Raw genomic sequence first — 23,220 nt, forward strand, 5'->3', positions numbered from 1 at the left:
CGGCTGGGTCATCACGGACCACCTCTCGGTAGACGGTTCATCCCTCACCAGGGTGACCCCGCGGACGACCGGGCGCCCGCCGGACCCCACCCTTCGGGTCGACCGTCGGGGGGGGCCGGCCGGACCTTGGCCGCGGCGTGGCGCGGTCAGCCGGGCAAGGACACCGACGACACGGGCACGGCGTGCGGGGCACGGAGGGTGTCGCTGCCGGGGACGGGAGCGGAGGCGTCGGCCCCCAGCTCCACGATGCGGTTGCCGGCGTCGACGTGCACGACGCGCGGCACGAACGCACGGGCCTCGGCGTCGTCGACCTGCGCGTAGCTGATGAGGATCACGAGGTCGCCGGGGTGCACCAGATGGGCGGCTGCACCGTTGATCCCGATGACACCGGACCCGCGCTCGCCCTCGATGACGTAGGTCTCCAGACGGGCGCCGTTGTCGATGTCGACGATGTGGACGAGCTCACCGGGCAGCAGGTCGGCGGCCTCCATCAACGCGACGTCGACGGTGACGGACCCGACGTAGTGCAGGTCGGCCTGGGTCACGGTGGCCCGGTGGATCTTGGACTTGAACAGAGTACGCAGCACTGTGAACTCCTCTGAGACGGCTCCCTGCCTGCTTTGTGCAGGTCAAGGGCGGTCGCGACTCTACACCGGTAGGCACCGGACGATGTTTGTGAGAAACATCGCTCCAGTCACACCATCCGTGCGGGAGCGGCGCTTCGCCGAGTACCGCGACCCCGGGCCGGGAGCCCGGCTCACCGCGCCGGAGAACCGTCCCCAACCCAGCCAGGACGGGGACCGGTGCGACCCCCTCCTGAGCCGCACCGACACCTACGGCAGGACAGTGACCTGGACCTGGGGCGAGGAGGGCACCTCACCGCCGTGACGACGCCCCGCGCGCTGCCTCTCGGCGACTTAAGCCGGGCTCGCCTTCGACGGCGACACGGTCCGCCGCCGGCGCACCGGCCGACGCCCTGTCCGTGTCCGGACGCCTCGTGGGTCTGAGGGCACGGGGCGGTCCACACCGCCCCCGTCGCCGTACCGAGAAGCGGGGCGGGTCGCACGAAGCACTCCGGTCGTGCGGCCGCTCCCAGGGCGGTCCCTATCGACTCGGTCGGCCCAGGAAGCTCAACCGCACCTGGCGGTCGGGGTGGTCCTTGTCGGTGTCCGCCGACCTCCGTCAGGACCACCCCATCCCACCGGGCGGGACAAGGCGCTTGGGAAGGTCGCCGGCGCCACGGTGGGGGCAGCGCCCGAGGCCTGCCGGCCGCGCTGATCGCGAGATCGTGGGGCGTCGGAGAGGTCAGAGCAGGAAGCCGGCCGGGAAGGGGTCCGTCGGGTCGAGGAAGTACTGGGCCGTGCCGGTGAGCCAGGCACGGCCCGTGACGGCCGGTACGACCGCCGACCGGCCCGCCACCGTCGTCCGTTCCCGTACGGCGGCGGTGAAGCGGCTGCCGATGAACGACTCGTTCACCAGGACGTCACCGACGTCCAACTCGCCCCGGGCGTGCAGCTGGGCCAGGCGGGCGCTGGTGCCGGTGCCGCACGGGGAGCGGTCGAACCATCCGGGGTGGATGGCCATGGCGTGACGGGAGTGACGGGCGGTCGAGCCCGGCGCCACGAACTGGACGTGGTGGCAGCCCGCGATCTCGGACGACTCGGGGTGCACGGGACGCAGCTGCTCGTTGACGGCGTCCATGATCGCGGCCCCGGCGCTGAGGATGCGGGGTGCGGCCGCCCGGTCGAAGGGCAGGCCGACCCGCTCGATCGGGAGGATCGCGTAGAAGTTGCCGCCGTAGGCCAGGTCGAGCCGTACCCGGCCGTGCCCGGCGACCTCGACCACGGCGTCGAGCCTCTCGACGTAGGAGGGGACGTTCCGCAGGGTCACACCGCGGGCACGCCCCTCGGCGACCTCGACGTCGGCGACGACGAGGCCGGCCGGGGTGTCCAGGCGGACGACCGTGCGGGGTTCGGTCACCGGGACCATGCCGGTCTCGACGAGCACCGTCGCCACGCCGATGGCGCCGTGCCCGCACATCGGGAGGCAGCCGGAGACCTCGATGAAGAGGACGCCCCAGTCCGCGTCCGGCCGGGTGGACGGCTGGAGGATCGCCCCGCTCATGGCCGAGTGGCCGCGCGGCTCGAACATCAGCAGGGTGCGCAGATGGTCGAGGTGGGAGAGGAAGTACTGACGGCGTTCGGCCATGGTGGCACCGGGGATCGGCGCCACACCGCCGGTCACCACCCGGGTGGGCATGCCCTCGGTGTGCGACTCCACGGTGTGCAGGACGAGTTGGCTGCGCATGGACGGATCTCCGGTCTGGCGGGAGCGGTTCGGGCGGCGCGAGGCCGGGTCAGGGGGTCAGTGGTAGCCGCAGGCCTGCAGCTCGAAGAGTTCGCGGTACGGTCCGTCCTGGGCCATCAGCTCGGCATGGCCGCCGCGTTCGCGGACGGTGCCGTTCTCCAGGACGACGATGAGGTCGGCGCGGCGGACCGTGGAGAAGCGGTGCGAGGTGAAGAGGGTGACCGCGCCGCGGGTGCGGGCGGCGGGTTCCGCCGTCCGGTCGAAACCGCGGAAGAGCCGGTACTCGGCCGCCGCGTCGAGCGCTGCGGCGGGCTCGTCGAGGATCATGAGGAGCGGGTCGCGGCGGATCAGGCAGCGTGCCAGACCGATCGACTGCCACTGGCCGCCCGAGAGTTCGGCGCCGTCCCCGTAGCCGCGCCCGAGCAGTCCGTCGAGTCCGCCCGGCACGGACTCCAGGACTCCCTCGGCGCCCGCCCCGGCGAGGGCGGACCGCACCGGTCCCTCCTCTCCCAGCGTGTCGACGACGCCGATCCCGACGCTCTCGCGGAGCAGCAGCTCCACCCGGGCGAAGTCCTGGAAGAGCGGCGCGACCCGGGCGCTCCACTCCCCCGGGGCCAGCTCGCGGAGGTCGGTGCCGTCGACGAGGATCCGGCCCTCGGTGGGCTGGTAGAGGCCGCAGAGCAGCTTGACCAGGGTGCTCTTGCCCGCGCCGTTCTCACCGACCAGCGCGAGCGTCGCGCCGGCCGGGATGAGCAGGTCCACACCGCTGAGCGCGGGCCGGTCGGCGCCGGGGTAGCGGAACCCGACGCCTTCGAGACGGATGCCTTGGTCCAGGCGCCCGGGCGCGCCGCCGGTGGGCGCGGGAGCGGAGGCGGGCGGCTTGAAGGTGGCCGTCGGCGGGGGCTCGCTCGCACGGGACCAGGCGTGCAGTCGGTCCAGCCTGCGTGCGGTGCGGCCCGCTCCCCGGAGGAGGCCCGACTGGGCCACGGCGCCGGATACCTGCGTCGCGACCTGGACGGCGAGGGCGATCACCAGCACCACGTCGCCCAGCCCCGCTGTACCGTCGGCGGCTCGGGCGACCACGAGCAGGACGGCGCCGCCGTAGGCCGCGGCGAACCAGAGCTGGCCGAGGGCGCGCAGGGCGGCGGCCTTCGCCTCGGCGCGGCTCAGCACCCGGGAGGTCTCCTGCCAGGACGCGGCGTGCTCACGCACCACTTCGGATCCGCCCCCGAGCAGCCGCAGTTCGGTCACCGAACGGGCGGTGGTGGCCAGGCCCAGGAGGTGGTGGCCGTACCGGAGACGTGCCGCGGTCGCCTCCCTCGCGGCGTCGGTGAGCGCCTCGGCGCGCCGCCCCAGCAGTACGGGGACGGCGGCGGCCAGCGGAAGCAGCAGGAGGTACGGGTCGACGGAGCCGAGCAGCACCGTGGTGACCGCAGCCTGCACGGCGAGACCCAGGAAGGTGAGCAGGGCCTCCAGAGCGGCCCGGGTGCCGGGGAGTTCGTCGCGTACCAGGGTCACCGTGTCGGCGAACTCCGGCCGGTCGGCGTGGGCGAGGCCGGGAACACCGTTCGACACCTCGGCGAGTTCCCGGTGGAGCCGGCTCTCCATCGTCTCGCCGACCTCGAAGTAGGAGAGGTGGGCGAAGTGACCGAGCATGAGTTCCGCGAGGAGCAGCCCGGCGGTGGCGAGGGCGGCCGCGAGCGCCGCCCCGCCGTGACCGGCCAGCGCCTCGTCCGTCAGGGCCCGCAGGGCGAGGGCGGTGCCGGGGGTGGCGAGGTGGCCGAGCAGCAGGAGGAGCACGGCGACACCGAGGCGGCGTCCACCGGCGCGGAGGGCGAGCCCGCCCAGCCATCGGAGGGCGTACGGAAGATGGCTCATCGGGAGGGCTCCAGGGTCGGCCGCGCGGCGTCGCCGGCGTCGGGATCCGAGTCGGGGGCGGCCCCGCACGCAGAGGCGGGCGGAGTGACGTCCGCGTCTCCGCGGGACTCCGGGACGGAGGCCGGGGCGGGGGCCGCCGTGTCGTCGAAGCGGGCCGCCTGGAGGCGGAAGAGCCGGGCGTAGGTGCCGTCCAGGGCGAGTAGCTCCTCGTGGGTGCCCCGCTCGGCGACGAGGCCGCCGTCCAGGACGACGATGTGGTCCGCGCGGCGCACGGTGGAGAAGCGGTGGGAGACGATGACACTGGTGAGCCCCTGGGTGAGGGTCAGGAACCGGTCGAACAGCGCGGCCTCGGCGCGAACGTCGAGCTGGGCGGTGGGCTCGTCCAGGACGAGGACGCGCGCGCCCGCCTCGACCGCGTAGAACGCCCGGGCGAGGGCGATGCGCTGCCACTGGCCGCCGGACAGGTCCTGGCCGCCCCGGTAGCGCTGCGAGAGGACGGTGTCGAGGCCGCCCGGCAGGCTCTCGACCAGCTCCCGGGCCCCCGCCCGGCCCAGCGCCGCCTCCAGCGCGGAGTCGGGCAGCTCCGCGTCCCGGCCCGGCGCGCCCATGAGGACGTTGAACCGGGCGGTGGACTCGTAGCGGATGTAGTCCTGGAGGATCACCGCGAGGCGGGCCCGCCACTCCTCGGTGTCGAGGGCGCACAGGTCGCGGCCGTCGACGGTGATCCGGCCGGCGGTGGGCCGGTAGAGGCCGGTGAGCAGTTTGATCAGGGTGGTCTTGCCGGCTCCGTTGACGCCGACGATCGCGGTGGAACGACCGGCGGGGAGTTCGAGATCGAGGCCGTCGAGGACGGTGCGGGACCCGTGCGGGTAGCGGAATCCGACACCCTCGAAGCGGATCGCGTCGGCGGGTGCGGAGGGCGGGACCGACTCGCGGGGGACTGCTTCCGGCTCCTGCTTCGGCTTCGGACCGACGTCCTGGCCGGTGTGGCGTTCGAAGTCGCGCAAGGCGTGGAACGCCTGCAGGCCGAACTGGGTCTGGGCGTCGCTCTCGGGGAAGTACACCCCGAAGCGCATCGGGACCAGGATCGTCTGGAGGGCCAGCGCGAGCCCGAAGAGGTCGATCGCGCCATCGAGGGCCCGGGCCGTCAGCGTCAGCAGGAGCACGGTCGCGCCCGCGAGCCCGGCGGCCGTGAACCAGAGGAACGGGGCGAAGAGGAGGCGCCGCCGCTCCTTCCAGAGGACCGCCAGGAAACGGTCGCTCTCGGCGTCGTGGCGCCGGACCAGCCAGTCGAAGGCGGAGAGGACGCGCAATTCCTTCGCGGCCGCGGGCCCGGAGGCGAGGCTCCGCAGGTACGCCAGCTCCCGGCGGCGCGCACCGAGCCCGCGCCACATCCCGGCGAACCTGCCGAGGGAGCCGCGCTGTCCGAAACGGATGACCAGCGCGGTGCCGCCGGCGACCAGGGCCGGCCAGATCCCGACGGCGTAGGCCAGGACGGCCACCGCGCCGACGAGCTGCCCGTAGCGCGCGACGAGCGCCAGGGCGCCGGCGACGGCGTCGCCGGGGGTCAGCCGGGAACTCTGGAGGGCCTCGCGGGCGTCGCCGAGCAGGGCGAGGGCGTCCGGCTCCTCCAGGACCGGCAGGGGGACCCGGTCGGCCGACGCCGTCATCATCCGTCCGGCGCAGTGGAGGTCGATCCGCCGGGAGACCAGGAGCCCGGCCCACTTCTGGAAGGGGGCGAGGATCTGCTGGAGGGCGAGGGCGGCAGCACCGAGACCGAAGGGGACAAGGACCTCCGCCCAGCTGCCGCCGCCGGCGCCGAGCAGGCCGGGTACGCGGGAGAGGGTGGCGGCCATGCCGACGGCGAAGCCCAGCGGCAGCAGGCCGAGGAGCAGGTTGAGGAGGGCCACCGCGGCGACCGTCGTGCGGCCTGCCGCCGGCATGAGCCCGAGGATGGGCAGCCACTGACCAAGACGGCGGGCAAGGAACGAACGCCGGGGCTGGGCGGTCGCGTCGGGCACGGCGGGGCCTTTCTCGTGGGTCTGCCGGAGTCGCGCCGGACGGCACGGGGCGAGGCGGTGAGATATGGGGAGTGACGTGAACGGGAGGGGGCCGAAGCGACTGCGGGCGTCCCGCCCCGGGGCCGTGCGAAGTCGTTCGCCGCGCGGCCGCTGGTGGCGCCCGGCGCGGATCGCGCGCGTGGTGGGTCAGCGGTCGCCGGTCACCGGTCGCCGCACGTTCCGGACCCGGTCGGCCGGCGACGACGGCCGCGACCATGACAGCGACGACAGTGGCAACGGCGACCGGAACACATGTCTATACCAATCAAGCCTGTCTGGCGAGCCCGGACCGCCTCTCCGGCGACCCCCGACTGCCTCTGTTCGAACGCCGGTTGTCGCACGGTCGGGGAGCGACCTAACGTTCCGGCGCCGACCGGCCGCGGCTCGTCGGGCGCGGGCCGGACATCACGGCGCGCCGGTCGGAGGGGAGTCGGAGGTGGAGCGAGAGGGAGGCGATGTCGTTCTCGTCGAAGAGCGGCCCGTCGGGCGTCTCCCGTCGAGGGAGCCCGAGGCCGGTCAACTCGTCGACGAGCGGGGTGCTCATCCCGTACTCCTTCTCCAGCGCGGGGAGCGGCAGCCGGAAACGCGCGTGGGCCCGCGGGACGGCCGGACGCGACCGGAGACGTACCGACGGGGCGGGCGGATACGTCCGGGACTCCCCCGCAGGTCCGGTGGGGTGCGCCCGCGGCCGGCCTGCGGAGCCGGCGGGCCCTGGCATCCCGGCGRACCGGCCGGACCAYCGGCGCGCGTCGGCGCCCGGCCCACAGGGGTCGCGATGCGTCCGCGGTCGGCCGGCGGAACCGGGGGCGTACCACCCCGGCGTACCGGCCGGACCAGCGGCGCCTCGGCGTCCGGTCCGCCGGACGATCGGCGCGCGTCGGCGCCCGGCCCGCCGGGACCGGCGTCCCCCGCTCCCCCGTCGCACCCCCGAGGTGCATCCATCGCGTGCCCGTCGGCCGAAAGACCCGGCATGAAGCTCTCTCCGAGCGGTCGCGCGGGACGGGCGCCGCGGGTCGCCGTGGTGAGTCCGCCGTTTCTGTCGCACGCGCAGCCGCTGTCCGTCCTGGCCCGTTCGCTCGCGGAGGCGGGGGCCGACGTACTCTTCGTGACCGCCCCCGCGTTCGCCCCGCTCGCGGAGGCCGCGGGAGTGCGGTTCGTCCCGCTGACCGTCACGCGGAACGCGAACACGGGAGTCGCGCGGAGCACCCGGCAGGGAGCCCGGGAGGCGGAGCGCCTGGAGGAGTTCCTCGGGTCCACCCGGCAGGGGGCCGTGGCCGCGCTGCTGACCCAGTCGCGCCACCGCGGCGAGGACATGCTGGCGGATCCGGATCAGGTGCTTGGGGGGATCCGGTCGGTGCAGGAGCGCTGGGAACCCGACTGGTACGTGGTGGACCAGCTGAGCTACCCCGTGACCCTGGCCCTGCACTGCCTCGCTCTGCCGTTCGCGACGTTCTGCCCGGGCCATCCGACGTATGTCCCCCACGCGCCGGAGGCGCTGTTCGGGGTGCCGTACGCCTGGCCGCCGGCGATCCGCCCGACCGAGGACGGTCTCGCCGAGCTGCGGCGGGCCGCCCGCGCCAACGACGTGGCGTTCACCCGGCGCTTCGCGGAGGTCGCCCGGACCCACGCACCGGACCGGCCGCCGGGGCGGGCCTTCGCCCTCGCGTCACGGCACGCGGTGGTGTTCAACTACCCGAGGTTCCCCTGGCTTCCGGAGCACCCGCGGAGCGAAACCCGCTTCCTGTACGGCGGCCACTGCTCCCCCGCCCGGGAGCCGTCTCCCGGACCCGAGTGGGAAGGGGTGGTGCGCCGACTGAGGGCGACCCACCGGCACGTGGTGCTGATCGCCCTCGGCACCTTCCTCTCGGCCCGCGCCGACGTACTGGCTTTGCTCGTCCGGGCGGTGCGCGCCCGGGTCCCGGGGTGCGCGGTGGTGGTCGCGGCGGGCGACGGCGCGGCGGCGCTGGCGGGCCTTTCGGGGCCGGACGTGCACGTCGCGGACGTCGTACCGCAGCGGTGGCTGCTGACGCAGGTGGATGCGATGGTGCACCACGGCGGGAACAACTCCTTCACCGAGTGCCTCGTGTCCGCGACCCCGGCGCTGATCCTGCCCTTCTCCAGCGACCAGTTCTCGATCGCGCACGACGCCGAGCGGGCGGGGCTCGGGCTCGCCCTCGATCCGTCGCGCCCGGATCCGTACGAGATGGGTACGGCCCTGCGGCGGCTGCTCACCGAACCCCCCGCCGGCCTGTCGCACTGGGCGCGGGCGGTGCGGCGCAGGGGGCCGGACTGGATGGCCCGGAGCCTGATGCGGGCCATGGCGGGGGTCACAACCGGGTCCGCGACCGCCGGCCCGGTCGCGGAGCCGGTCGTGGCGCCGGTTCGTCCCGGTCCGTGACGAGCTGGGCGAGCGCTTTCAGCGCGCGCCGGGTGTGGCTCTTCACCGTTCCCAGGGGCAGGCCGAGCCTGCGGGCGATCTCGGGCTGGGTGAGATCCAGGTAGTGGGCGAGGAAGAGGATCTCGCGGCGCCCGTCGGGCAGGGCCGCGGCGGCACCGGTGATGCCGAGCCGTTCGACCGCCCGGGCGCAGTCGTCCACGGGTTCGGCGGGGCGGCCCTGGGCGAGCCGCCGGAACACCTCGTACCGGCGTACGGACGCGGTCCTCGCGTCGGTCGCCTTGTGGGCGGTGATGCCGTAGAGCCAGGGGCCCAGTTCGCCGCGGCGGGGGCAGTACCGGGCCGAGTGCAGCCAGGCCTCCGTGAACACCTGCTGGACGACGTCCTCGGCCTCGTGCGCGTCGGGGCAGCGGCGCCTGGCCCAGCGGAGCACCTGCGGGTACCAGTGCGCGTAGATGGCGTCGAAGGCGTCCCGCACGGTGTCGCCGTGCGGCTCCTCCCGGGTGTGTTCTCGGCAGTACCCGCAGTCGGGCGCGGGCGGACGTTCGGACACGGGCCGTCTCCGGATGAACCGGGGAAAGGGAACGGGTGCGCGACGCCGCCGGCCGTAGTGGGTCCCTCGGGACGAGGCCGCGGCCGAGTGGTGCCCGCCGGTTCAGCGGACCACGGCGTGCCCGGTGGGCGCCACACGGGCTGGGCCGTTGGTGGGGTGCGCCCGTTCCCCGGGACGGGCGGGGCGGGGCGCGCATCCGCCGCGGGTCCGTCGGCGGAAGGAGGGATGTCGGCGCCGAGCGCGGTGCCGGCCGCCGGATCTCCGCACGGTGTCCGGAACGGGTCTCGACGAACTCGCTGAAACTCGACGACCTCGACGAAGGGGACAGCCTCATGCACGCGCACATCCTCGACACCTCGGTGCTGGCGGCCGGTGTCTGGCAGTCCGGTCTCGCCCAGGTGCTCGGCGGCCTGATCGTGGTCGCCGTCCTCATCGGCGCCTTCGTGTTCGGGATCAGGGTGAAGAACAAGGAGCTGCCGCCCCCCGACCCCGCGTCGCATCCGCACCGCCCCGACACGGGCGCGCTGCCGGGCGAGGCGACCGAGTACCGCAAGCCCACGGAGATGCCGCGGACCGACGGCGAGCACCGCCTGATGCCGTACAACCTGAAGAACTCCGGTGAGGCCGACACCGAGCCGCAGAGCGAGGAGAAGCGCAAGTGGCGCGGCATCTCCAGCGGCGGCTTCGGCAGCGGAGGTACGGGGCACGGCGACTGAGCGGCAGCGGCGGAGCAGCGGCGTACCACCCCCGGCCCGGGGGCCCGGCCGTCGTGTGCGGGGGCGGCGGCGACTCCCCCGCGCACGACGACCGGCCGGTGTCAGTCCTGCTGCTTGCCCTCGGTCTGCCCGCCCCGGGTGGTGACGGGTTCGGGCTGCTCGTCGTCGGTCTCGCGGGACAGCTTGCTCGGCCACCAGACGGCGGGCCCGATGTCGCGGACCAGGGCGGGGACCAGGAGCGAGCGGACCACGATCGTGTCGAGCAGTACGCCGAAGGCGACGATGAAGGCGATCTGGGCGAGGAAGGCCAGCGGGATGACGATGAGCGCCGCGAACGTGGCGGCCAGCACCACGCCCGCCGACGTGATGACTCCGCCGGTGGCGATGAGCCCGCGGAGCATGCCCTGCCGGGTGCCCAGCTTCAGTGTCTCCTCGCGGACGCGGGACATCAGGAAGATGTTGTAGTCGACGCCGAGGGCGACCAGGAAGACGAATCCGTACAGGGGGACGGAGGCGTCCGTGCCCGAGAAGCCGAACCCGTGCTCGAAGACGATCCCGGCGATGCCGAGGGTCGCGAGGTAGTTGAGGCCCACGGTGGCGACCAGCAGGACGGGCAGGAGCAGGGAGCGGAGCAGCAGGATCAGGATCACGAGGATGATCGCGAGGACGACGGGGATGATGAGGTTCTTGTCGTGCTCGGCGGTGCGCTGGGTGTCGTACTGCTGGGCCGTGTAGCCGCCCACCAGGGTGTCCGCGTCGACGGCGTGGACGGCGTCGCGGAGGTCCTGGACGGCCGCCTTGGCCGCGTCGCTGTCCGGGGAGTCGGTGAGGGTCGCGTCGATGCGGACCTTGCCGTCGACGACGAGCGGCTCTCCGCCGGGCGTACGGGTGACCACCTCGGCGCGGGCCACTCCGCGGGTGTCGGAGGCGGCCTTGACCACCGCGTCGCGCCGGTCGGCGTCGGCGATGACGACCGCCGGCTGGCCGGAGCCGCCGGGGAAGTGCTTGCCCAGGGTCTGCTGTGCGGCGACGGACGGGGCGTCGTTGACGAACAGCTCGTCGAGCGGAACGCCCTTGGACTGGAGGGCCGGGAAGAACGCCGCGGCGACGAGGAGGATCGCGGTGGTCACGATCCACAGCTGCCGGGGACGGGCGTCGACCCGGTGCGCGACGCGCCGCCAGATGCCGTGGCCGCCGGCCTCCGCGTCGGCCGACCTCGGCTTGGCCGGCCAGAACGCGGCCTTGCCCATCAGGGCGAGGACAGCGGGAAGGAACGTGAGGGTCGTGAAGACGGCGCAGACCACACCGATCGCGCCGACCGGTCCGAGGGCCCTGTTGTTGGTCAGATCGCTCAGGAGGAGGGCGAGGAGGCCGAGCGCGACGGTGGCGGCGCTGGCGGTGATGGCCCCGAACGAACCGCGGGTGGCGGCCCAGGCGGCCGCCGCGCGGTCGCCGGTGGCGGCGAGCTCCTCGCGGAAGCGGGCCGTGAGCAGGAGCGCGTAGTCGGTGGCCGCACCGATCACCAGGATGGACAGGATGCCCTGGACCTGGCCGTCCACCCGGACCACGTCGTGGTCGGCGAGGACGTAGACGATCGCGCTGGCGACGCCGAGGGCGAAGACGGAGCTGATGATGATCAGGAACGGAAGCAGGATGCTCCGGTAGACGAGCAGCAGGATCAGCAGCACCGCCGCCAGCGCCACCCCGAGGAGGATTCCGTCGATGCCCGCGAAGGCGTCGCCGAGGTCTCCCTGGGTGGCGGCCGGGCCCGCGAGCTGGGCCTGGGTGCCGGGTACCTTCTCCGCCGCGGCCCGGATCCCGTCCAGGACGTCGCCGAGTTCCTCGCCGAGGTCGGGTGCGAGCGGTACGACGCCTTGCAGCGCCTCGCCGTCCTCCGACCGGAAGGCGGGCGAGGGCCGGCCCTCGACGCCCTCCGTGTCCGTGAGCGACTGGAGGGCGGCGGTCGCCGCCTTCTGCTGGGCCGGCGAGACGGCGCCGCCGCCGTCGGCCGTCCAGACCACGATCGCAGGAATGGTCTCCTGCTGGTTGAAGGCCTTCTGCTGCTCGATCACCTTGGTGGACTCGGCGTTCTGGGGCAGGAAGGCGGCCTGGTCGTTGGTGGATACCTCGCCGAGCTTGCCCGCGTAGGAGCCGAAGGCTCCTCCGAGGCCGAGCCAGACAACCACCAGGACGAGGGGGACCAGCCATCGGACCGGTCGACGCGCGCTGTTCATCGACTCCCTAACGGGGCAGGTGAGCAAAATCGGGGTGGGTCAGCAAAACCATCTCGACCATAAACTATCTCAATGATTGAGTAACACTATGCTTGAGGTATGCAGGCATCGTCTCCGGACCCGAGCGAGCAGGCCGACGACCTGTTCGCCTACGCCGTACAGCTGCGCACCCTCAACCGCGAGCTGAACCGCAGCGCGTCGGACTTCGCGCACGCGCACGGGCTGCACGCCACCGACGTCCACGCGCTCGCCGCGATCATGGACCTGTCGGCGGGCCCTGACGGCCCCGCGACCCCCTCGCGCCTGCGGGAGGAACTGCGCCTCACCTCCGGCGCGGTGACCGCATGCCTCGACCGGCTGGAGCGCTCCGGACAGGTGAGCCGCGTCCGCGACAGCGCCGACCGCAGGGTCGTCCACCTCGTCTACAACCCCGAGGCGCGCGCCCTCGCCCGCCGGTACTTCGGCCCCCTTGCCCGCGCAACGGAGTCGGCGCGCGGCCGGTTCGACGGCGAGCAGCTGACGACGATCGCCACCTTCCTGCGAACGCTCAACGCCGCGCTGGCCGCGGGACACGCTGCCGGACACGAGACACGGGACGCGAGGTCCTGACCCCCTCCTGCATCCGAACCGGGTCACCGGGCGAAGAACGGGTGAGGCTCACCCCGAGCCGGCGTACCTACTCCGGGAGGAAGGCCGTGAAACTCCAGGAGGAACTCCCCGTGGACCATCACCTGGCCACGGTGTACCGGGCGGGCGCGGCCCTGTGCGGTTGCATCCTGCTCACCTTCGGCGGTCTGGGCTTCGCGAACGCCCTCAGCTCCTTCGACACCTCCGGGGACCGCATCGCGGGCATGACGAGCAACACCGCGCTCAGCGTGATCTCGGTCGTGGTGGGCCTCGCCCTGCTGGCGGGTGCGGCCGTGGGCGGCAACGTCGCGTCCAACCTGAACATGCTGGTGGGCGGGCTCTTCCTGCTCAGCGGGTTCTACCACCTGTTCGTCCTCGACCGGCCGGCGAACTTCCTCGACTTCGGCATGACCAACGTGGTCTTCAGCTTCGTCATGGGCCTGCTCGTGATGACGTTCGGGATGTACGGACGGGTGTCGAGCAAGTTGTCCCACGACAACCCGTACTGGCGCGAGCGGCATGCGGAGGGGGCCGCCCGGGAACCCGGCGTCCGGCACCCCGGCCGGAGCCGATGAGACCGACGACCGGGGTCGCCGCGCCACCGGCGCGGGACGGCCCCCGTCCGCAAGGGAGATGGTCATGACGGGTTCCTGGAAACTGGACGGACGCGCCGCGGTGGTCACGGGGGCGGCCCGCGGCCTCGGCGCCGACCTGGCGCGGCAGCTCTCCGACCGGGGAATGCGCGTCGCACTCCTCGGCAGGGAGGCCTCGACGCTGGAATCGGTGGCCGAGACGCTCCGCACACCGGCCCTTGTGGTGGAGGTCGACGTGACGGACGACGTGGCGATGGGAGCCGCTGCCGAGGACGTGCAGCGGCATCTGGGCGCCCCGTCGGTCGTCGTCGCCAACGCCGGGGTCGCCGAGGGGGGACCCTTCGAGACCTCCGACCCGGAGACCTGGCGCCGCGTCGTCGATGTCAACCTGGTGGGAAGCGCGATCACCGCGCGCTCGTATCTGCCCGGCCTGCGCGCCACCCGTGGCTACTTCCTCCAGGTGGCCTCGACCGCGGCCTTCGGGTCGGCCCCGATGATGAGCGCCTACTGCGCGTCGAAGGCCGGCGCGGAGGCCTTCGCGCGGTCCCTCCGCGCCGAGGTCGCCCACCTGGGCGTCGGCGTCGGCGTCGCTTACCTGCACTGGACCGACACCGACATGGTCCGGGACGTCGACCGGCACGCCGTGCTCCGGGAGTTGCGCGGACACATGCCCGCGCCCGCCCGCCGCGTCTATCCGGTGGACCGGGTCTCCGGCTGGATCGCCCGCGGGATCGACCGCCGCGCCGCCTCCGTCTACGCCCCGCCGTGGCTGCGACTCGCCCAGCTGGGACGGCCGTTCTTCCCGCTGGCCGTCGACCTGATGTCACGGCGGGAGCTGCCGCGCCTGATGGCCGCCCACCCCTTCGAACAGACCGGTCTGCTCGGCCGGGGCGGCCGCATCGAGGAGGCCTCACTCGGCCGACGCACCGCGGAGGGTGACGGGAACCTGCGGGGACGCTGAGGAGATCGCCGGGCCGGTACGCGACGCCACGACGAGGACGGGTTCCGCCCTCCCCAGCGTCAGGGTCCGAAGCACGGCGGCGCCGAGCCTCGTCCACGCCACCGCCAGGAGCCACGCCACGCTTGCGGGGCGGAGTGCGGCCGGTCATGACACCGGCCTCGTACCCCCTCCTTCGCGGAAGGGGTACGAGGCCGGCCGGCGTTGGCGCTGTGAGCGAACGGGTTACTTCGGCATGAGGACGGTGTCGACGATGTAGACGTTGGCGTTGGCGGTCTTGACGTTGCCGCAGACGACCTTGGAGGTGTCGTTGACGGTGTAGCTCTCGCCGGAGCCCTTGGTGGTGATCATGCCCTTCTGGAGGGTCTCGAAGGAGCCGTTCTCCAGCTGCTTCGGCGTCAGCTTCTGGCCGACGACGTGGTAGGTGAGGATCTTGGTGAGGGTGGCCTTGTCCGCGAGAACCTTGTCGAGGTCGGCCTTCGGGATCTTGGCGAAGGCGTCGTTGGTCGGGGCGAACACGGTGATGTTGTCAGCGTTGTTCAGGGTGTCGACGAGCCCGGCCTGCTTCACCGCGGCGACCAGGGTGGACAGGGCCGGGTTGTTGGACGCGGCGGTGGCAACCGGGTCCTTGGCCATGCCGTCGAAGGATCCCGCGCCCTCCTTCGGCACGCCCGCGCAGGCCGGGCCGAAGGGCTGGTCGTCGGTCATGGCGTCTTCGGTGGGCGCCGCGCTCGTCTGCGCCTGGTCGTCCGCCGCGCTCGACGGCGCGGCCTTGGTGCCGCTGTCGGAGTCCGAGCACGCGGCCAGGGAAAGGGGCAGCAGGGCCGCTGCGGTGACGGCGATGGCGGTACGACGGATCTTCATGCTGCTCTTCATGATCGCCTGCTCCTTGAAGGGTTTCTCTACGCGGGTGTTCACGTGGGTGTTCAAGCGGCTGCTCGACTGGTCTGGTTGATCGCGGTACCGGGCACGTCGGAGCGATGTCACGTTCGATGAGGGCGAGCTTCGCGAGAATCGCGAGTTGCGGGACGGTGTTGTCGTTCTCCCCGAAGGCGCGGATCGCGAAGTCCCTCACCGGAGCCGGAGTACGGGCGACCCCCGCGCCGCCCGCGACTGTCACCGGCCCTGCCGCCGACCGCAGCAGTCGCACCACCGACACGGCAACGGCCGGCGCCGTGAAGGCGGCCAGAAGCCCGGCGAGGGCGCCGGGTGCGGCGCGGACGAGTCTGCTGCGGAAGCTTGTTCACACCCGGCATTCGGCGGCCCCCGCCCAACGGATTGGTCCGGCCTTGGAAAGAGTGAGAACGTTTCTCGTGGTTGCCGTCAGAACGAGGCGGCACCGGCGCGGTCGGGCTCCGGACCGCATCTGAGCGAGCGAGGCAGAGCGGCGGCATCACGATGAACGCGGCACTGCCGGCAACGAGCCGGAAGAGGAGTGCGGCGGCGCCGTAGGCGGTGAACAGGCTGAGCCAGGCGGCCGCGACGAGAAACAGCGGCAGCGGGCAGCGCAGCAGAATGATCAGGACTTCCTGCCGGCCGCCGCAGGGGACCTCTTCCCGCCCCGGCATCCGCTACGTCGAGGTCCGTCGACGGCAGGCCTCGCTCGGCTGAAAGAGATCCGCGCGGAACCACTCGTCGACGCCGTGGTGGCAGCCGCCGGACACGAACCCGGGAGCCGGCCGGAGGCAGGACCTACGCGGAGGACGGACTCCCGCCCGGGCCGCTTGCCCCCGCGTATCCGGTGGATGCCAGGAGGAACGGCTCAGCCGCCCAGGATCTCGTCGTTCGGATCGAAGGTGTGGTCATCGACCGGCAGGTTGTCGAGGATGTCGGAGTGGAGGTCTCCGGTGAGCACGGAGACGAGGAACCGGACTCCCGACATGGGGTGGTACTCCCACTCCGGCCCACGCCCCGCGTTCGCCAGGACCGTCCACTCCTCGGGGCGCACGCCCTCACTGGTGAGCCAGTAGAGGTAGGCGCCGGTCCCCTCGATGTACGCGAAGGGGAGCAGCCCGGCACCGTCGGCGTCCAGCTGCTCGGGCCGGGGCTCGGGACCGATCTCCCACAGCCTGGCCAGCACCTCCGCGCGCTCCGCCTTCATGGCGAGGAGGTCGTAGTCGGAGTCGGCACAGTCGGGCTCCAGGATCCAGATCGTCTCGTCGAAGACGCCCCCACCGTAGGTGTCGACGAGGTCCTTGAAGTCCTCCGGCAGGGCACTCCCCAGCCGGGCCTCGACCTCGGACCAGGCCCGAGGCCGTCGCTCCGCCGGCGGAGCGACGAGGTGAGTGAGCTGTTCCACGTCAGGGTGCATCGGGGTGTCTCCGGGAGGGTGCTCAGGGCTTGGGAACGTTCAGGATAGTGATGTGGTTGGTCGGGGCCGCGCCTTCGTAGGGGGTGAACTGGAACCCCTTGTTTCCAGTGGCGTGGATGGTCAGGCCGATCGGAACCAGGTCGGTCGGGTCGTTGGTCCGGTAGATCGGGGTCACCGTATAGTCGATCGTCTCGTTGTTCTTGTCCACGGTGTGCCGGATCTGGTCCTCGATCGCCTTCATGACCGGGCTGTTGGCATTGCGGTGCATGGCCACGAAGTTGCGGGTGTCCTTGTTGGAGCCGCCGATCTGCGCGCCGAGCAGGTGGGTCTTGTTCCAGCCCTTGTACTTCTGGTATCCGACGACGTTCGCCGGCGGCTTGGTCTTGCCGCCCGTCATGCCCGGTTCTATCTTCGCCCGCATGGTGCCGGACCGGCCGCCCGGGCCGGTGCTGAACCGGACCCGTCCGCCCCAGGTGGGGTCGGACTCGTCACACGGTGTCAGCCCGAGCGGATCCTGGAGAGTGAACGGGTTGTCGACGTAGCCGAAGGGGTTGGGGCCGGGGTCGATCCCGAGCGGGTCGAGCGTGAGGTAGCGCGCAGTCTCGGGGTCGTAGTGACGGAAGTAGTTGTGGTGGAGTCCGGTCTCGGGGTCGTAGTACTGGCCCGGGAAGCGCAGCGGTGTGTACGCGGATGCGTCGCGGTTCCACACGGTGACGCCCCAGACGGTGCTGCGGCTGTGCCAGGCGATGTGCCCGGTCTCGTCGACCATCTCGGTCGGCGTGCCGACGAGATCCGTCACGATGGCGAAGAACCGCTGTTCGACGACGTCCTGCGGGGAGTCGGCGGCAGATTTGCTCTCGACCTGGAGCAGTGGCCGATAGCCGTCGTGCTCCCAGGTCAGGTGGACCGCCTCGGCGGAGTCCGGCCCCCGTGTGGTCTGCTCCACCAAGGTGCTGCCGTCCCACGAGAACAGCGTCTCCTCGGCCACGGAGATGCCGTCGGCAGCCAGCCGCTCCTTGGCCACGCGGCGGCCCAGCGGGTCGTAACGGTAGCGCCAGCGGACCCCGTCGGGGGTGGTGACGGCCCTGAGCCGGTCCTCCGCGTCCCAGGTGTAGCACCAGGTGTCCGGCTTGCGTGAGAGCCGGGTCTTCCGACGCAGCACCACGCGGCCCTGGGCGTCGTACTCGTAGCGCACCGACCCGGCGCCGACGAGGCGGCTGCCGTCGTACCGCCGCTCGCCGGTGGCCTCCGCCCCGGGCATGCCCGCGGGCCAGGAGGCATGGCGCTGGTCGCCCGTCTCGTCGTATGCGTAGCTCTCCTGCCACCCGGGCCCCTCGGCGGCAGTGACGCGCCCGGCGCCGTCGAGCGAGAAGGTGCGCCGTGTGGCCCGGGAGCCGGTGACGGCGAGCAGTCGTCCGTCCTGGTCCCAGCTGTAGTGGCGTTCCCTGCGGCGGTCGGCCGAGGCCGCGGTGTCCTCCTGAGGCTCGGGTGCGGACGGGGTGAGGACCTGGGCCTCCAATCGGCCGGTGGGGTTCCAGGTGTGGGCGAGGCGGAACACGTCCCCGAGAGTCCGGGTGGTCTCGCGGCCGACGGCATTGTGGGTGAATCGCAGGGTCCGTCCGGCGACGGTAAGCGCGTCGCGGTGGCCGGCCTCACCGTAGGACTGCCGGGTCACGGTCCCGGAGGGCGTGGTACGGGTGAGCCGGCGGCCCGCGGCGTCGCAGGTGGTGGCCACCGTCCGGCCGTCGACGGTCTCGGCGACGACGCGTCCGACGACGTCGTAGGCGTACTCCAGGACGGACTCGGGCGACTCGGCCCGCAGGAGGCGTCCGTCGGCGTCGTGTGCGTAGTGGACGACGTGACCGGCGACATCCTTCTCGACCAGGTTGCCGACGCTGTCGTAGCGGTAGCCGGTGGTCTGCCCCATCGCGTTGGTGCGTCCGGTGAGCATGCCCGCCGCGTCGTAGGCGTAGAAGGTGGTGCTGCCGTCGTAGTCCGTTTCGGCGACCAGCCGGCCGGCCGCGTCGTAGGTGTAGCCCCAGGTCAGCCCGCGGGCGTCGGTGGTCGCGACCAGTCGCCGCTCGGTGTCGTGGCGGAAGCCGATGTGCGTGCCGTCCGGGTTCCTGATCCCGGTCGGCAGGTCGAAATGGGTGTACGTGTACGCAGTGGTCCGTCCCGACGGGTCCGTGTACCGCACGCAGTTGCCCTCGCCGTCGTACGTCCACTGCTCGGCGGCGCCGGCGGCGGTCGTGCGTGAGGTCAGAGAGCCTTCGACGGACCAGGTCAGGAGTGTGGCTCCCCCGAGCGGGTCGGCAAGCTCCACGGGCCGGCCGAACGCGTCGTAGGCGCACCGGGTGACTGCCCCGGTGGGGTCCGTCAGCGCGGTGGCCAGCCCGGCCCGATCGCGGTCGATGGTCACCATGTTGCCGACGGGATCGGTGACGGCTGTGATGGCGCCCCGTCCGTTGAAGGTGTAGGTGGTGTGGGCGCCCGCGGGGTCGGTCAGCACGGTGCGGTTCCCGTGCTCGTCGTACCGGTGGTGCCAGGTCGCGCCGTTCGGCTCGGTCACGGTGGCGGGTAGGCCGAGTGCGTTGTACGAGACGCTGGTTGTACGCCCGTCGGGCCGCAGGACGCTCGTGGGGCGTCCGTCGTCGTCGTATGTGATGCGCACGGTCGCCCCGAGCGGGTCGGAGGCGGATACGACTCGGTCGTGCTCGTCGTACGCGGTCGTGCTGGTGTGGCCGAGGGCGTCGGTCCATGCGACGAGCCGGTATCGGGCGTCGAACCGGAACGCGGTGGTCGCCCCGGTGGAGTCGGTGTAGCGGGTGACCCTGTCGGACGCGTCGGCGTGGTCGTAGGACAGGGTCGCGGACATGATGCCGTCGGGGCCGACCGTCTCGACCACGCGCCCGGCGGAGTCGTACACGTAGCGGAAGCTGCTGTCGTTGCGGTCCGTCCACGAGGTGATCCGGGCGTCGCCGTCGTAGGCGAACAGCGACGGCAGGCCTGAGGAGTTGGTGACCCGGGCGAGGTCGCCGTGCTCGTCGTAGCCGTAGGACAGCACGGTGACGGGACCCGTCGGGGTGCGGAGCGAGAGCTCCGTGATCCGGCTGCCGTCGGTGGCCGACTGAACCTGGTAGCCGCCGTCGTGGGTGATGACGCTCGGCGAGCCGTCCGGGCGGCGGGCGATGGTGACTCCGTTGCCGTGGCGGTCCTCCATCTCAGACAACCAGTACGCGGTGGAGACCGCGTAGGGACTGCCGGTGAAGTACCGGGCGAGCCCGGTGTCGGGATCGGTGACGCGGTACGTCGTCCGGGTGTCCGCCTCCTCGCTGTGGGACAACGCCAGACGCGGGCCCTCGACGGGCAGGACAGGATCGTCGCCGGCGGCAGGGACCCGGGGATAGACCAGGAGGCTGCCGTCCTCCCGGGCCCACACGAGCCCGCCCCCCGTCGGGTCGACCTCGAGTCGCTCGTCCAGGGTTGAGGCCCAACTGCGTCCGAACCACTGGCCGTAGCGGTACTGAGAGAGGTGGACCCGGCGTAGGGTCAGGGGAAGAACACCCGGCAGGTCCAGGTCGGTCTGCGCCAGGATCATCTCTCCCGTCGCCACGTCGATCGGGTCGCCTTCACAGTGCGTCCTGTTCAGCGGGATGCTGTTGCGCTGGGCGTCTCCGCGGGCGTTGCGCAGGGCGTTGGGCCGGGTGCGGACGCCGTCGTCGCGACGGCGGCCGCCGGAGCCCGAGGCGCCGTCCTTCGCGTCCTCCTGGCTCTTGCGCTGGCGGGCGAGGCGGGCGGCGGTGTCCTCGTCGTTGTTCTTGTGGTCCTTGGAGATCTGCTTGACGGTCCTGGGCAGGGTCTCGCCGATGTGGTCGCCCATGGTCTTCGCGGACTTCACGAGGGCGCCCATGGCCTTCTCGATGACGGGGTCGAGGGCGTCGGCGATGTCGTCCCGGCCCTTGTTACGGCCCTGGTGCCCCTTGGCCTTGGTCAGCTTGCCCGCGGTCTTGCCGTGGATCCCGACGCTGACACCGTTGAGCCTCGTGCCGGCCTGGTCGTGCTCGTCGTGCTCGATGTGGAAGCCCTTGCCGCCGGGGCCGCTGCCACCGCCGCTTCCGCCGTGACCGCCGCCGCTTCCGGCGGAGGCGAGGTTGAGGCCCTCCTTGGCGCCCTGCACGCCCTGGTCGAAGCCGTCCTTGCCGGCCTGCCTCGTCTGGTCGAGGTTCACACCGTTCTGCACGCCCAGCGCGTCCATGCTCACCTGGACGACCAGGTCCGCCGCCATGTCCTCCAACGCGGCGACGACCGGCTCGGTCATCACGGAGACGATGTGGCCGACGGCCTCCTCCATCGCCTGCGTGATCAGCTTCAGCAACTGCTTCTTCGTGAACGCGATCGCTCCCGCGCCGAGCAGCGCGGACAGACCACCGGTCACCGGGATGAGCGCCATGGCGAGTCCGGTCTGCCCGGCCAGCACCCCGAGCTCCGCGACCGCCTTCCACTTCATGCCCTCGATCGCGCCCGCCGCAAGGTCCAGCGCGCCCGCGATCGTCCGGGCCGCGGAGACCATGTCCTTGAGATGCTTGCCCTTGACCTTGGACCAGTGCTCGTTGAGCGCGTCCATCGCCTCGCCGTGCCCCGACGACAGCAGACGCTCCATGTGGTTGTTGGCGAGCTGCCCGTCGTCGGCGAGGTCGTCAGCGAACTCCCGCAACGCGTCCGCCATGTCGCGGTACGCGTCCTCGTCGACGTTCGGCCAGTTCACCCCCACCAGATCCAGCAGCGTGTCCGCCCAGTCCGGCACCGTCACAGCCATGGTCGAAGAGCCCCCGTACGTATATCCGTTCGCAGAACGCGAGTGCGAACACTGTGTCACGGGGGAGTGTGCAGGATCAACGCGGTGACCACGCTTTCCGGTTGGCCGTTCGGGAGTGTGGCAGCGCTCCATTCGGAGGCTGCGATCCGTTGAGCGGCTCCGGCTCGCACACGGATCCGTCCTCACAGGAACGGATGACCGCGAAGGAATCACCTCGACCGGTAGCGAGCCCAGGCGTCAGTGCGCAGTCCGCCCAGCAGCCGCTCCGCATCGTCCGGCGTCTGCCGATACAGCACCAACAGGACGGCCGGCTCGTCGCAAAGGGCATCGACCCCGCCCTGGGCCGGGTGGATCTCCGGCTTCACCGTCCCCACCTCATGGGGTTCGTGCCACCTGGCGAAGATCGCGCAGTATTCTGCGCTCCAGCTTCGCCGCCGCGTCTCTAGCGGGCCAGCACACAAGCGCTCCGGCTATCCCTCGACCCGAACGTTTCAGGGGCCAGCCGGCGGAGGCGATGTCGTCAGCACCGTCCCCACCGGCGCATGGAAGTCGAGCCCGCCGAGTGGTCCCCGCGCGAGCGGGGGTGATCCGCAGACCTACGCCGACGCACCGGTGCGCGGCCGCGTCCTCGCGCCGATACTTGGCCCATCATGCACAGATGCAAAGAGCACCCGGTCAGCGTCACGTAGCGCGCGAAACCGGCCCCCGGGTGTCGTGGAACCGACAGGATCAACAGCTCAGTCACATGCCTGCTCAGCTCACCAGGAGGTACCCGTGAGGATGCTCATCAACGTGCCCGAGACCGTCGTCGCCGACGCGTTGCGGGGGATGGCCGCCGCTCATCCCGAGCTCACCGTCGACGTCGAGCGGCGGGTCGTGGTGCGGCGGGACGCGCCCGTGGACGGGAAGGTCGCGCTGGTGTCCGGCGGGGGGTCCGGGCACGAGCCGCTGCACGGGGGGTTCGTGGGGCCCGGGATGCTGGCCGCCGCCTGTCCCGGTGAGGTGTTCACCTCCCCCGTGCCCGACCAGATGGTGCGGGCCGCCGCCGCCGTCGACAGCGGCGCCGGGGTGCTGTTCGTGGTCAAGAACTACACCGGTGACGTGCTGAACTTCGAGATGGCCGCCGAACTCGCCGAGGACGAGGGCATCCAGGTCGCCAAGGTCCTCGTCGACGACGACGTCGCCGTCACGGACAGCCTCTACACGGCCGGCCGACGCGGCACCGGCGGCACCCTCTTCGTCGAGAAGATCGCCGGGGCCGCCGCCGAGGAGGGCGCGCCCCTGGAGCACGTGGAGGCGATCGCGCGCCGGGTCAACGAGCGCTCCCGCTCCTTCGGGGTCGCCCTCAGCGCCTGCACGACCCCCGCCAAGGGCGGTCCCACCTTCGACCTCCCCGCGGGCGAGCTGGAGTTGGGCATCGGGATCCACGGCGAACCCGGTCGCGAGCGGCGCCCCATGATGACCTCCCGCGAGATCGCCGACTTCGCCGTCGACGCCGTCGTCGAGGACCTCCGCCCCTCGGGTCCCGTCATCGCCCTGGTCAACGGCATGGGCGCGACCCCGCTCCTGGAGCTGTACGGGTTCAACGCCGAGGTCCAGCGCGTCCTGGGCGAACGCGGGGTGCCGGTCGCCCGGACCCTCGTCGGGAACTACGTCACCTCCCTCGACATGGCCGGCTGCTCGGTCACCCTGTGCGAGGTGGACGAGGAACTCCTGCGCCTCTGGGACGCCCCCGTGGCGACACCCGCGCTGCGCTGGGGCCGGTGAGACGG

Annotated in this window: 18 protein-coding genes; 7 read left to right on the top strand and 11 right to left on the bottom strand. The window is 72.2% G+C overall.

Annotation, left to right across the window (positions count from 1 at the left end):
- Nucleotides 1-146: 146 nt before the first annotated feature.
- Nucleotides 147-587: an aspartate 1-decarboxylase gene (gene panD / locus EAO70_RS06300; protein WP_148002021.1), complete on the bottom strand. Its 441-nt coding sequence runs from the start codon at nucleotides 585-587 to the stop codon at nucleotides 147-149.
- Nucleotides 588-705: 118 nt separating this feature from the next.
- Here panD and EAO70_RS06305 point away from each other — a divergent pair, with 118 nt between their 5' ends.
- Nucleotides 706-888 carry a hypothetical protein gene (locus EAO70_RS06305; RefSeq protein WP_148002022.1) on the top strand — a complete coding sequence of 61 codons (183 nt, stop codon included), beginning with the start codon at nucleotides 706-708 and terminating at the stop codon, nucleotides 886-888.
- A gap of 417 nt (nucleotides 889-1,305) precedes the next feature.
- Here EAO70_RS06305 and EAO70_RS06310 read toward each other — a convergent pair whose 3' ends face one another.
- The 4 genes from EAO70_RS06310 to EAO70_RS06325 all read right to left on the bottom strand — a co-directional run bounded on the left by EAO70_RS06310 (nucleotide 1,306) and on the right by EAO70_RS06325 (nucleotide 6,789).
- Entirely contained in the window at nucleotides 1,306-2,307 is a 1,002-nt protein-coding gene (locus tag EAO70_RS06310; RefSeq protein ID WP_148002023.1) for a proline racemase family protein, read from the bottom strand.
- Nucleotides 2,308-2,364: 57 nt separating this feature from the next.
- Nucleotides 2,365-4,185 carry an ATP-binding cassette domain-containing protein gene (locus EAO70_RS06315; RefSeq protein WP_148002024.1) on the bottom strand — a complete coding sequence of 607 codons (1,821 nt, stop codon included), beginning with the start codon at nucleotides 4,183-4,185 and terminating at the stop codon, nucleotides 2,365-2,367.
- Entirely contained in the window at nucleotides 4,182-6,128 is a 1,947-nt protein-coding gene (locus tag EAO70_RS06320; protein ID WP_148002025.1) for an ABC transporter ATP-binding protein, read from the bottom strand. The genes EAO70_RS06315 and EAO70_RS06320 overlap by 4 nt, the downstream gene beginning before the upstream one ends.
- A 472-nt stretch (nucleotides 6,129-6,600) precedes the next feature.
- Nucleotides 6,601-6,789, bottom strand: coding sequence for a hypothetical protein (locus EAO70_RS06325; RefSeq protein ID WP_148002026.1), 189 nt, complete (start codon nucleotides 6,787-6,789; stop codon nucleotides 6,601-6,603).
- A gap of 426 nt (nucleotides 6,790-7,215) precedes the next feature.
- On the opposite strand from EAO70_RS06325, the gene EAO70_RS06330 reads away from it, so the two are divergent.
- Nucleotides 7,216-8,643: a glycosyltransferase gene (locus EAO70_RS06330; protein WP_148002027.1), complete on the top strand. Its 1,428-nt coding sequence runs from the start codon at nucleotides 7,216-7,218 to the stop codon at nucleotides 8,641-8,643.
- Here EAO70_RS06330 and EAO70_RS06335 read toward each other — a convergent pair.
- Nucleotides 8,573-9,193, bottom strand: a complete 621-nt coding sequence (locus EAO70_RS06335; protein ID WP_187283758.1) for an RNA polymerase sigma factor — start codon at nucleotides 9,191-9,193, stop codon at nucleotides 8,573-8,575. The genes EAO70_RS06330 and EAO70_RS06335 overlap by 71 nt on opposite strands.
- Before the next feature lie 332 nt (nucleotides 9,194-9,525).
- Here EAO70_RS06335 and EAO70_RS06340 point away from each other — a divergent pair, with 332 nt between their 5' ends.
- Nucleotides 9,526-9,909, top strand: a complete 384-nt coding sequence (locus EAO70_RS06340; RefSeq protein ID WP_148002029.1) for a DUF6479 family protein — start codon at nucleotides 9,526-9,528, stop codon at nucleotides 9,907-9,909.
- 101 nt (nucleotides 9,910-10,010) lie between these two features.
- Here EAO70_RS06340 and EAO70_RS06345 read toward each other — a convergent pair whose 3' ends face one another.
- Nucleotides 10,011-12,143, bottom strand: a complete 2,133-nt coding sequence (locus tag EAO70_RS06345) for an MMPL family transporter (RefSeq protein ID WP_148002030.1) — start codon at nucleotides 12,141-12,143, stop codon at nucleotides 10,011-10,013.
- Between the two features lie 99 nt (nucleotides 12,144-12,242).
- Here EAO70_RS06345 and EAO70_RS06350 point away from each other — a divergent pair, with 99 nt between their 5' ends.
- The 3 genes from EAO70_RS06350 (at nucleotide 12,243) to EAO70_RS06360 (ending at nucleotide 14,324) form a co-directional block, all read left to right on the top strand.
- Complete coding sequence (locus EAO70_RS06350; protein WP_148002031.1) at nucleotides 12,243-12,752, top strand: MarR family winged helix-turn-helix transcriptional regulator; 510 nt, start codon at nucleotides 12,243-12,245, stop codon at nucleotides 12,750-12,752.
- An 86-nt stretch (nucleotides 12,753-12,838) separates the two neighbouring features.
- Complete coding sequence (locus EAO70_RS06355; RefSeq protein ID WP_148002032.1) at nucleotides 12,839-13,345, top strand: DUF4383 domain-containing protein; 507 nt, start codon at nucleotides 12,839-12,841, stop codon at nucleotides 13,343-13,345.
- A 64-nt stretch (nucleotides 13,346-13,409) separates the two neighbouring features.
- Nucleotides 13,410-14,324: an SDR family oxidoreductase gene (locus EAO70_RS06360; protein WP_148002033.1), complete on the top strand. Its 915-nt coding sequence runs from the start codon at nucleotides 13,410-13,412 to the stop codon at nucleotides 14,322-14,324.
- A 222-nt stretch (nucleotides 14,325-14,546) separates the two neighbouring features.
- Here the strand turns inward: EAO70_RS06360 and EAO70_RS06365 are convergent, their stop codons facing one another.
- From EAO70_RS06365 to EAO70_RS37680, 4 genes are all read right to left on the bottom strand, one after another.
- A complete protein-coding gene (locus EAO70_RS06365; RefSeq protein WP_148002034.1) occupies nucleotides 14,547-15,197 on the bottom strand; it encodes a fasciclin domain-containing protein in 651 nt (216 codons plus the stop codon).
- A gap of 886 nt (nucleotides 15,198-16,083) precedes the next feature.
- Complete coding sequence (locus EAO70_RS06370; RefSeq protein WP_148002035.1) at nucleotides 16,084-16,632, bottom strand: SMI1/KNR4 family protein; 549 nt, start codon at nucleotides 16,630-16,632, stop codon at nucleotides 16,084-16,086.
- Nucleotides 16,633-16,654: 22 nt separating this feature from the next.
- Nucleotides 16,655-21,448, bottom strand: a complete 4,794-nt coding sequence (locus EAO70_RS06375; protein WP_148002036.1) for a DUF6531 domain-containing protein — start codon at nucleotides 21,446-21,448, stop codon at nucleotides 16,655-16,657.
- A gap of 209 nt (nucleotides 21,449-21,657) precedes the next feature.
- Complete coding sequence (locus EAO70_RS37680; RefSeq protein WP_187283759.1) at nucleotides 21,658-21,813, bottom strand: hypothetical protein; 156 nt, start codon at nucleotides 21,811-21,813, stop codon at nucleotides 21,658-21,660.
- A gap of 409 nt (nucleotides 21,814-22,222) precedes the next feature.
- Between EAO70_RS37680 and dhaK the strand changes: the two genes are divergently transcribed.
- Nucleotides 22,223-23,215 (top strand): dihydroxyacetone kinase subunit DhaK, encoded by a 993-nt coding sequence (gene dhaK / locus EAO70_RS06380; RefSeq protein ID WP_148002037.1) that lies wholly within the window; start codon nucleotides 22,223-22,225, stop codon nucleotides 23,213-23,215.
- Nucleotides 23,216-23,220: the final 5 nt, after the last annotated feature.

The sequence above is a fragment of the Streptomyces sp. adm13(2018) genome (genome assembly GCF_008042145.1).
Lineage (GTDB): Bacteria > Actinomycetota > Actinomycetes > Streptomycetales > Streptomycetaceae > Streptomyces.

Bases quoted from the DNA above. Each gene is read 5' to 3' on its own strand.
- EAO70_RS06345 (WP_148002030.1), bottom strand. From the start codon at position 12,143: ATGAACAGCGCGCGTCGACCGGTCCGATGGCTGGTCCCCCTCGTCCTG.
- EAO70_RS06365 (WP_148002034.1), bottom strand. From the start codon at position 15,197: ATGAAGAGCAGCATGAAGATCCGTCGTACCGCCATCGCCGTCACCGCA.
- EAO70_RS06375 (WP_148002036.1), bottom strand. From the start codon at position 21,448: ATGGCTGTGACGGTGCCGGACTGGGCGGACACGCTGCTGGATCTGGTG.
- EAO70_RS06350 (WP_148002031.1), top strand. From the start codon at position 12,243: ATGCAGGCATCGTCTCCGGACCCGAGCGAGCAGGCCGACGACCTGTTC.
- EAO70_RS06320 (WP_148002025.1), bottom strand. From the start codon at position 6,128: ATGCCGGCGGCAGGCCGCACGACGGTCGCCGCGGTGGCCCTCCTCAAC.
- EAO70_RS06315 (WP_148002024.1), bottom strand. From the start codon at position 4,185: ATGAGCCATCTTCCGTACGCCCTCCGATGGCTGGGCGGGCTCGCCCTC.
- EAO70_RS06370 (WP_148002035.1), bottom strand. From the start codon at position 16,632: ATGCACCCTGACGTGGAACAGCTCACTCACCTCGTCGCTCCGCCGGCG.
- EAO70_RS06310 (WP_148002023.1), bottom strand. From the start codon at position 2,307: ATGCGCAGCCAACTCGTCCTGCACACCGTGGAGTCGCACACCGAGGGC.
- EAO70_RS06360 (WP_148002033.1), top strand. From the start codon at position 13,410: ATGACGGGTTCCTGGAAACTGGACGGACGCGCCGCGGTGGTCACGGGG.
- EAO70_RS06325 (WP_148002026.1), bottom strand. From the start codon at position 6,789: ATGAGCACCCCGCTCGTCGACGAGTTGACCGGCCTCGGGCTCCCTCGA.
- EAO70_RS06340 (WP_148002029.1), top strand. From the start codon at position 9,526: ATGCACGCGCACATCCTCGACACCTCGGTGCTGGCGGCCGGTGTCTGG.
- EAO70_RS06330 (WP_148002027.1), top strand. From the start codon at position 7,216: ATGAAGCTCTCTCCGAGCGGTCGCGCGGGACGGGCGCCGCGGGTCGCC.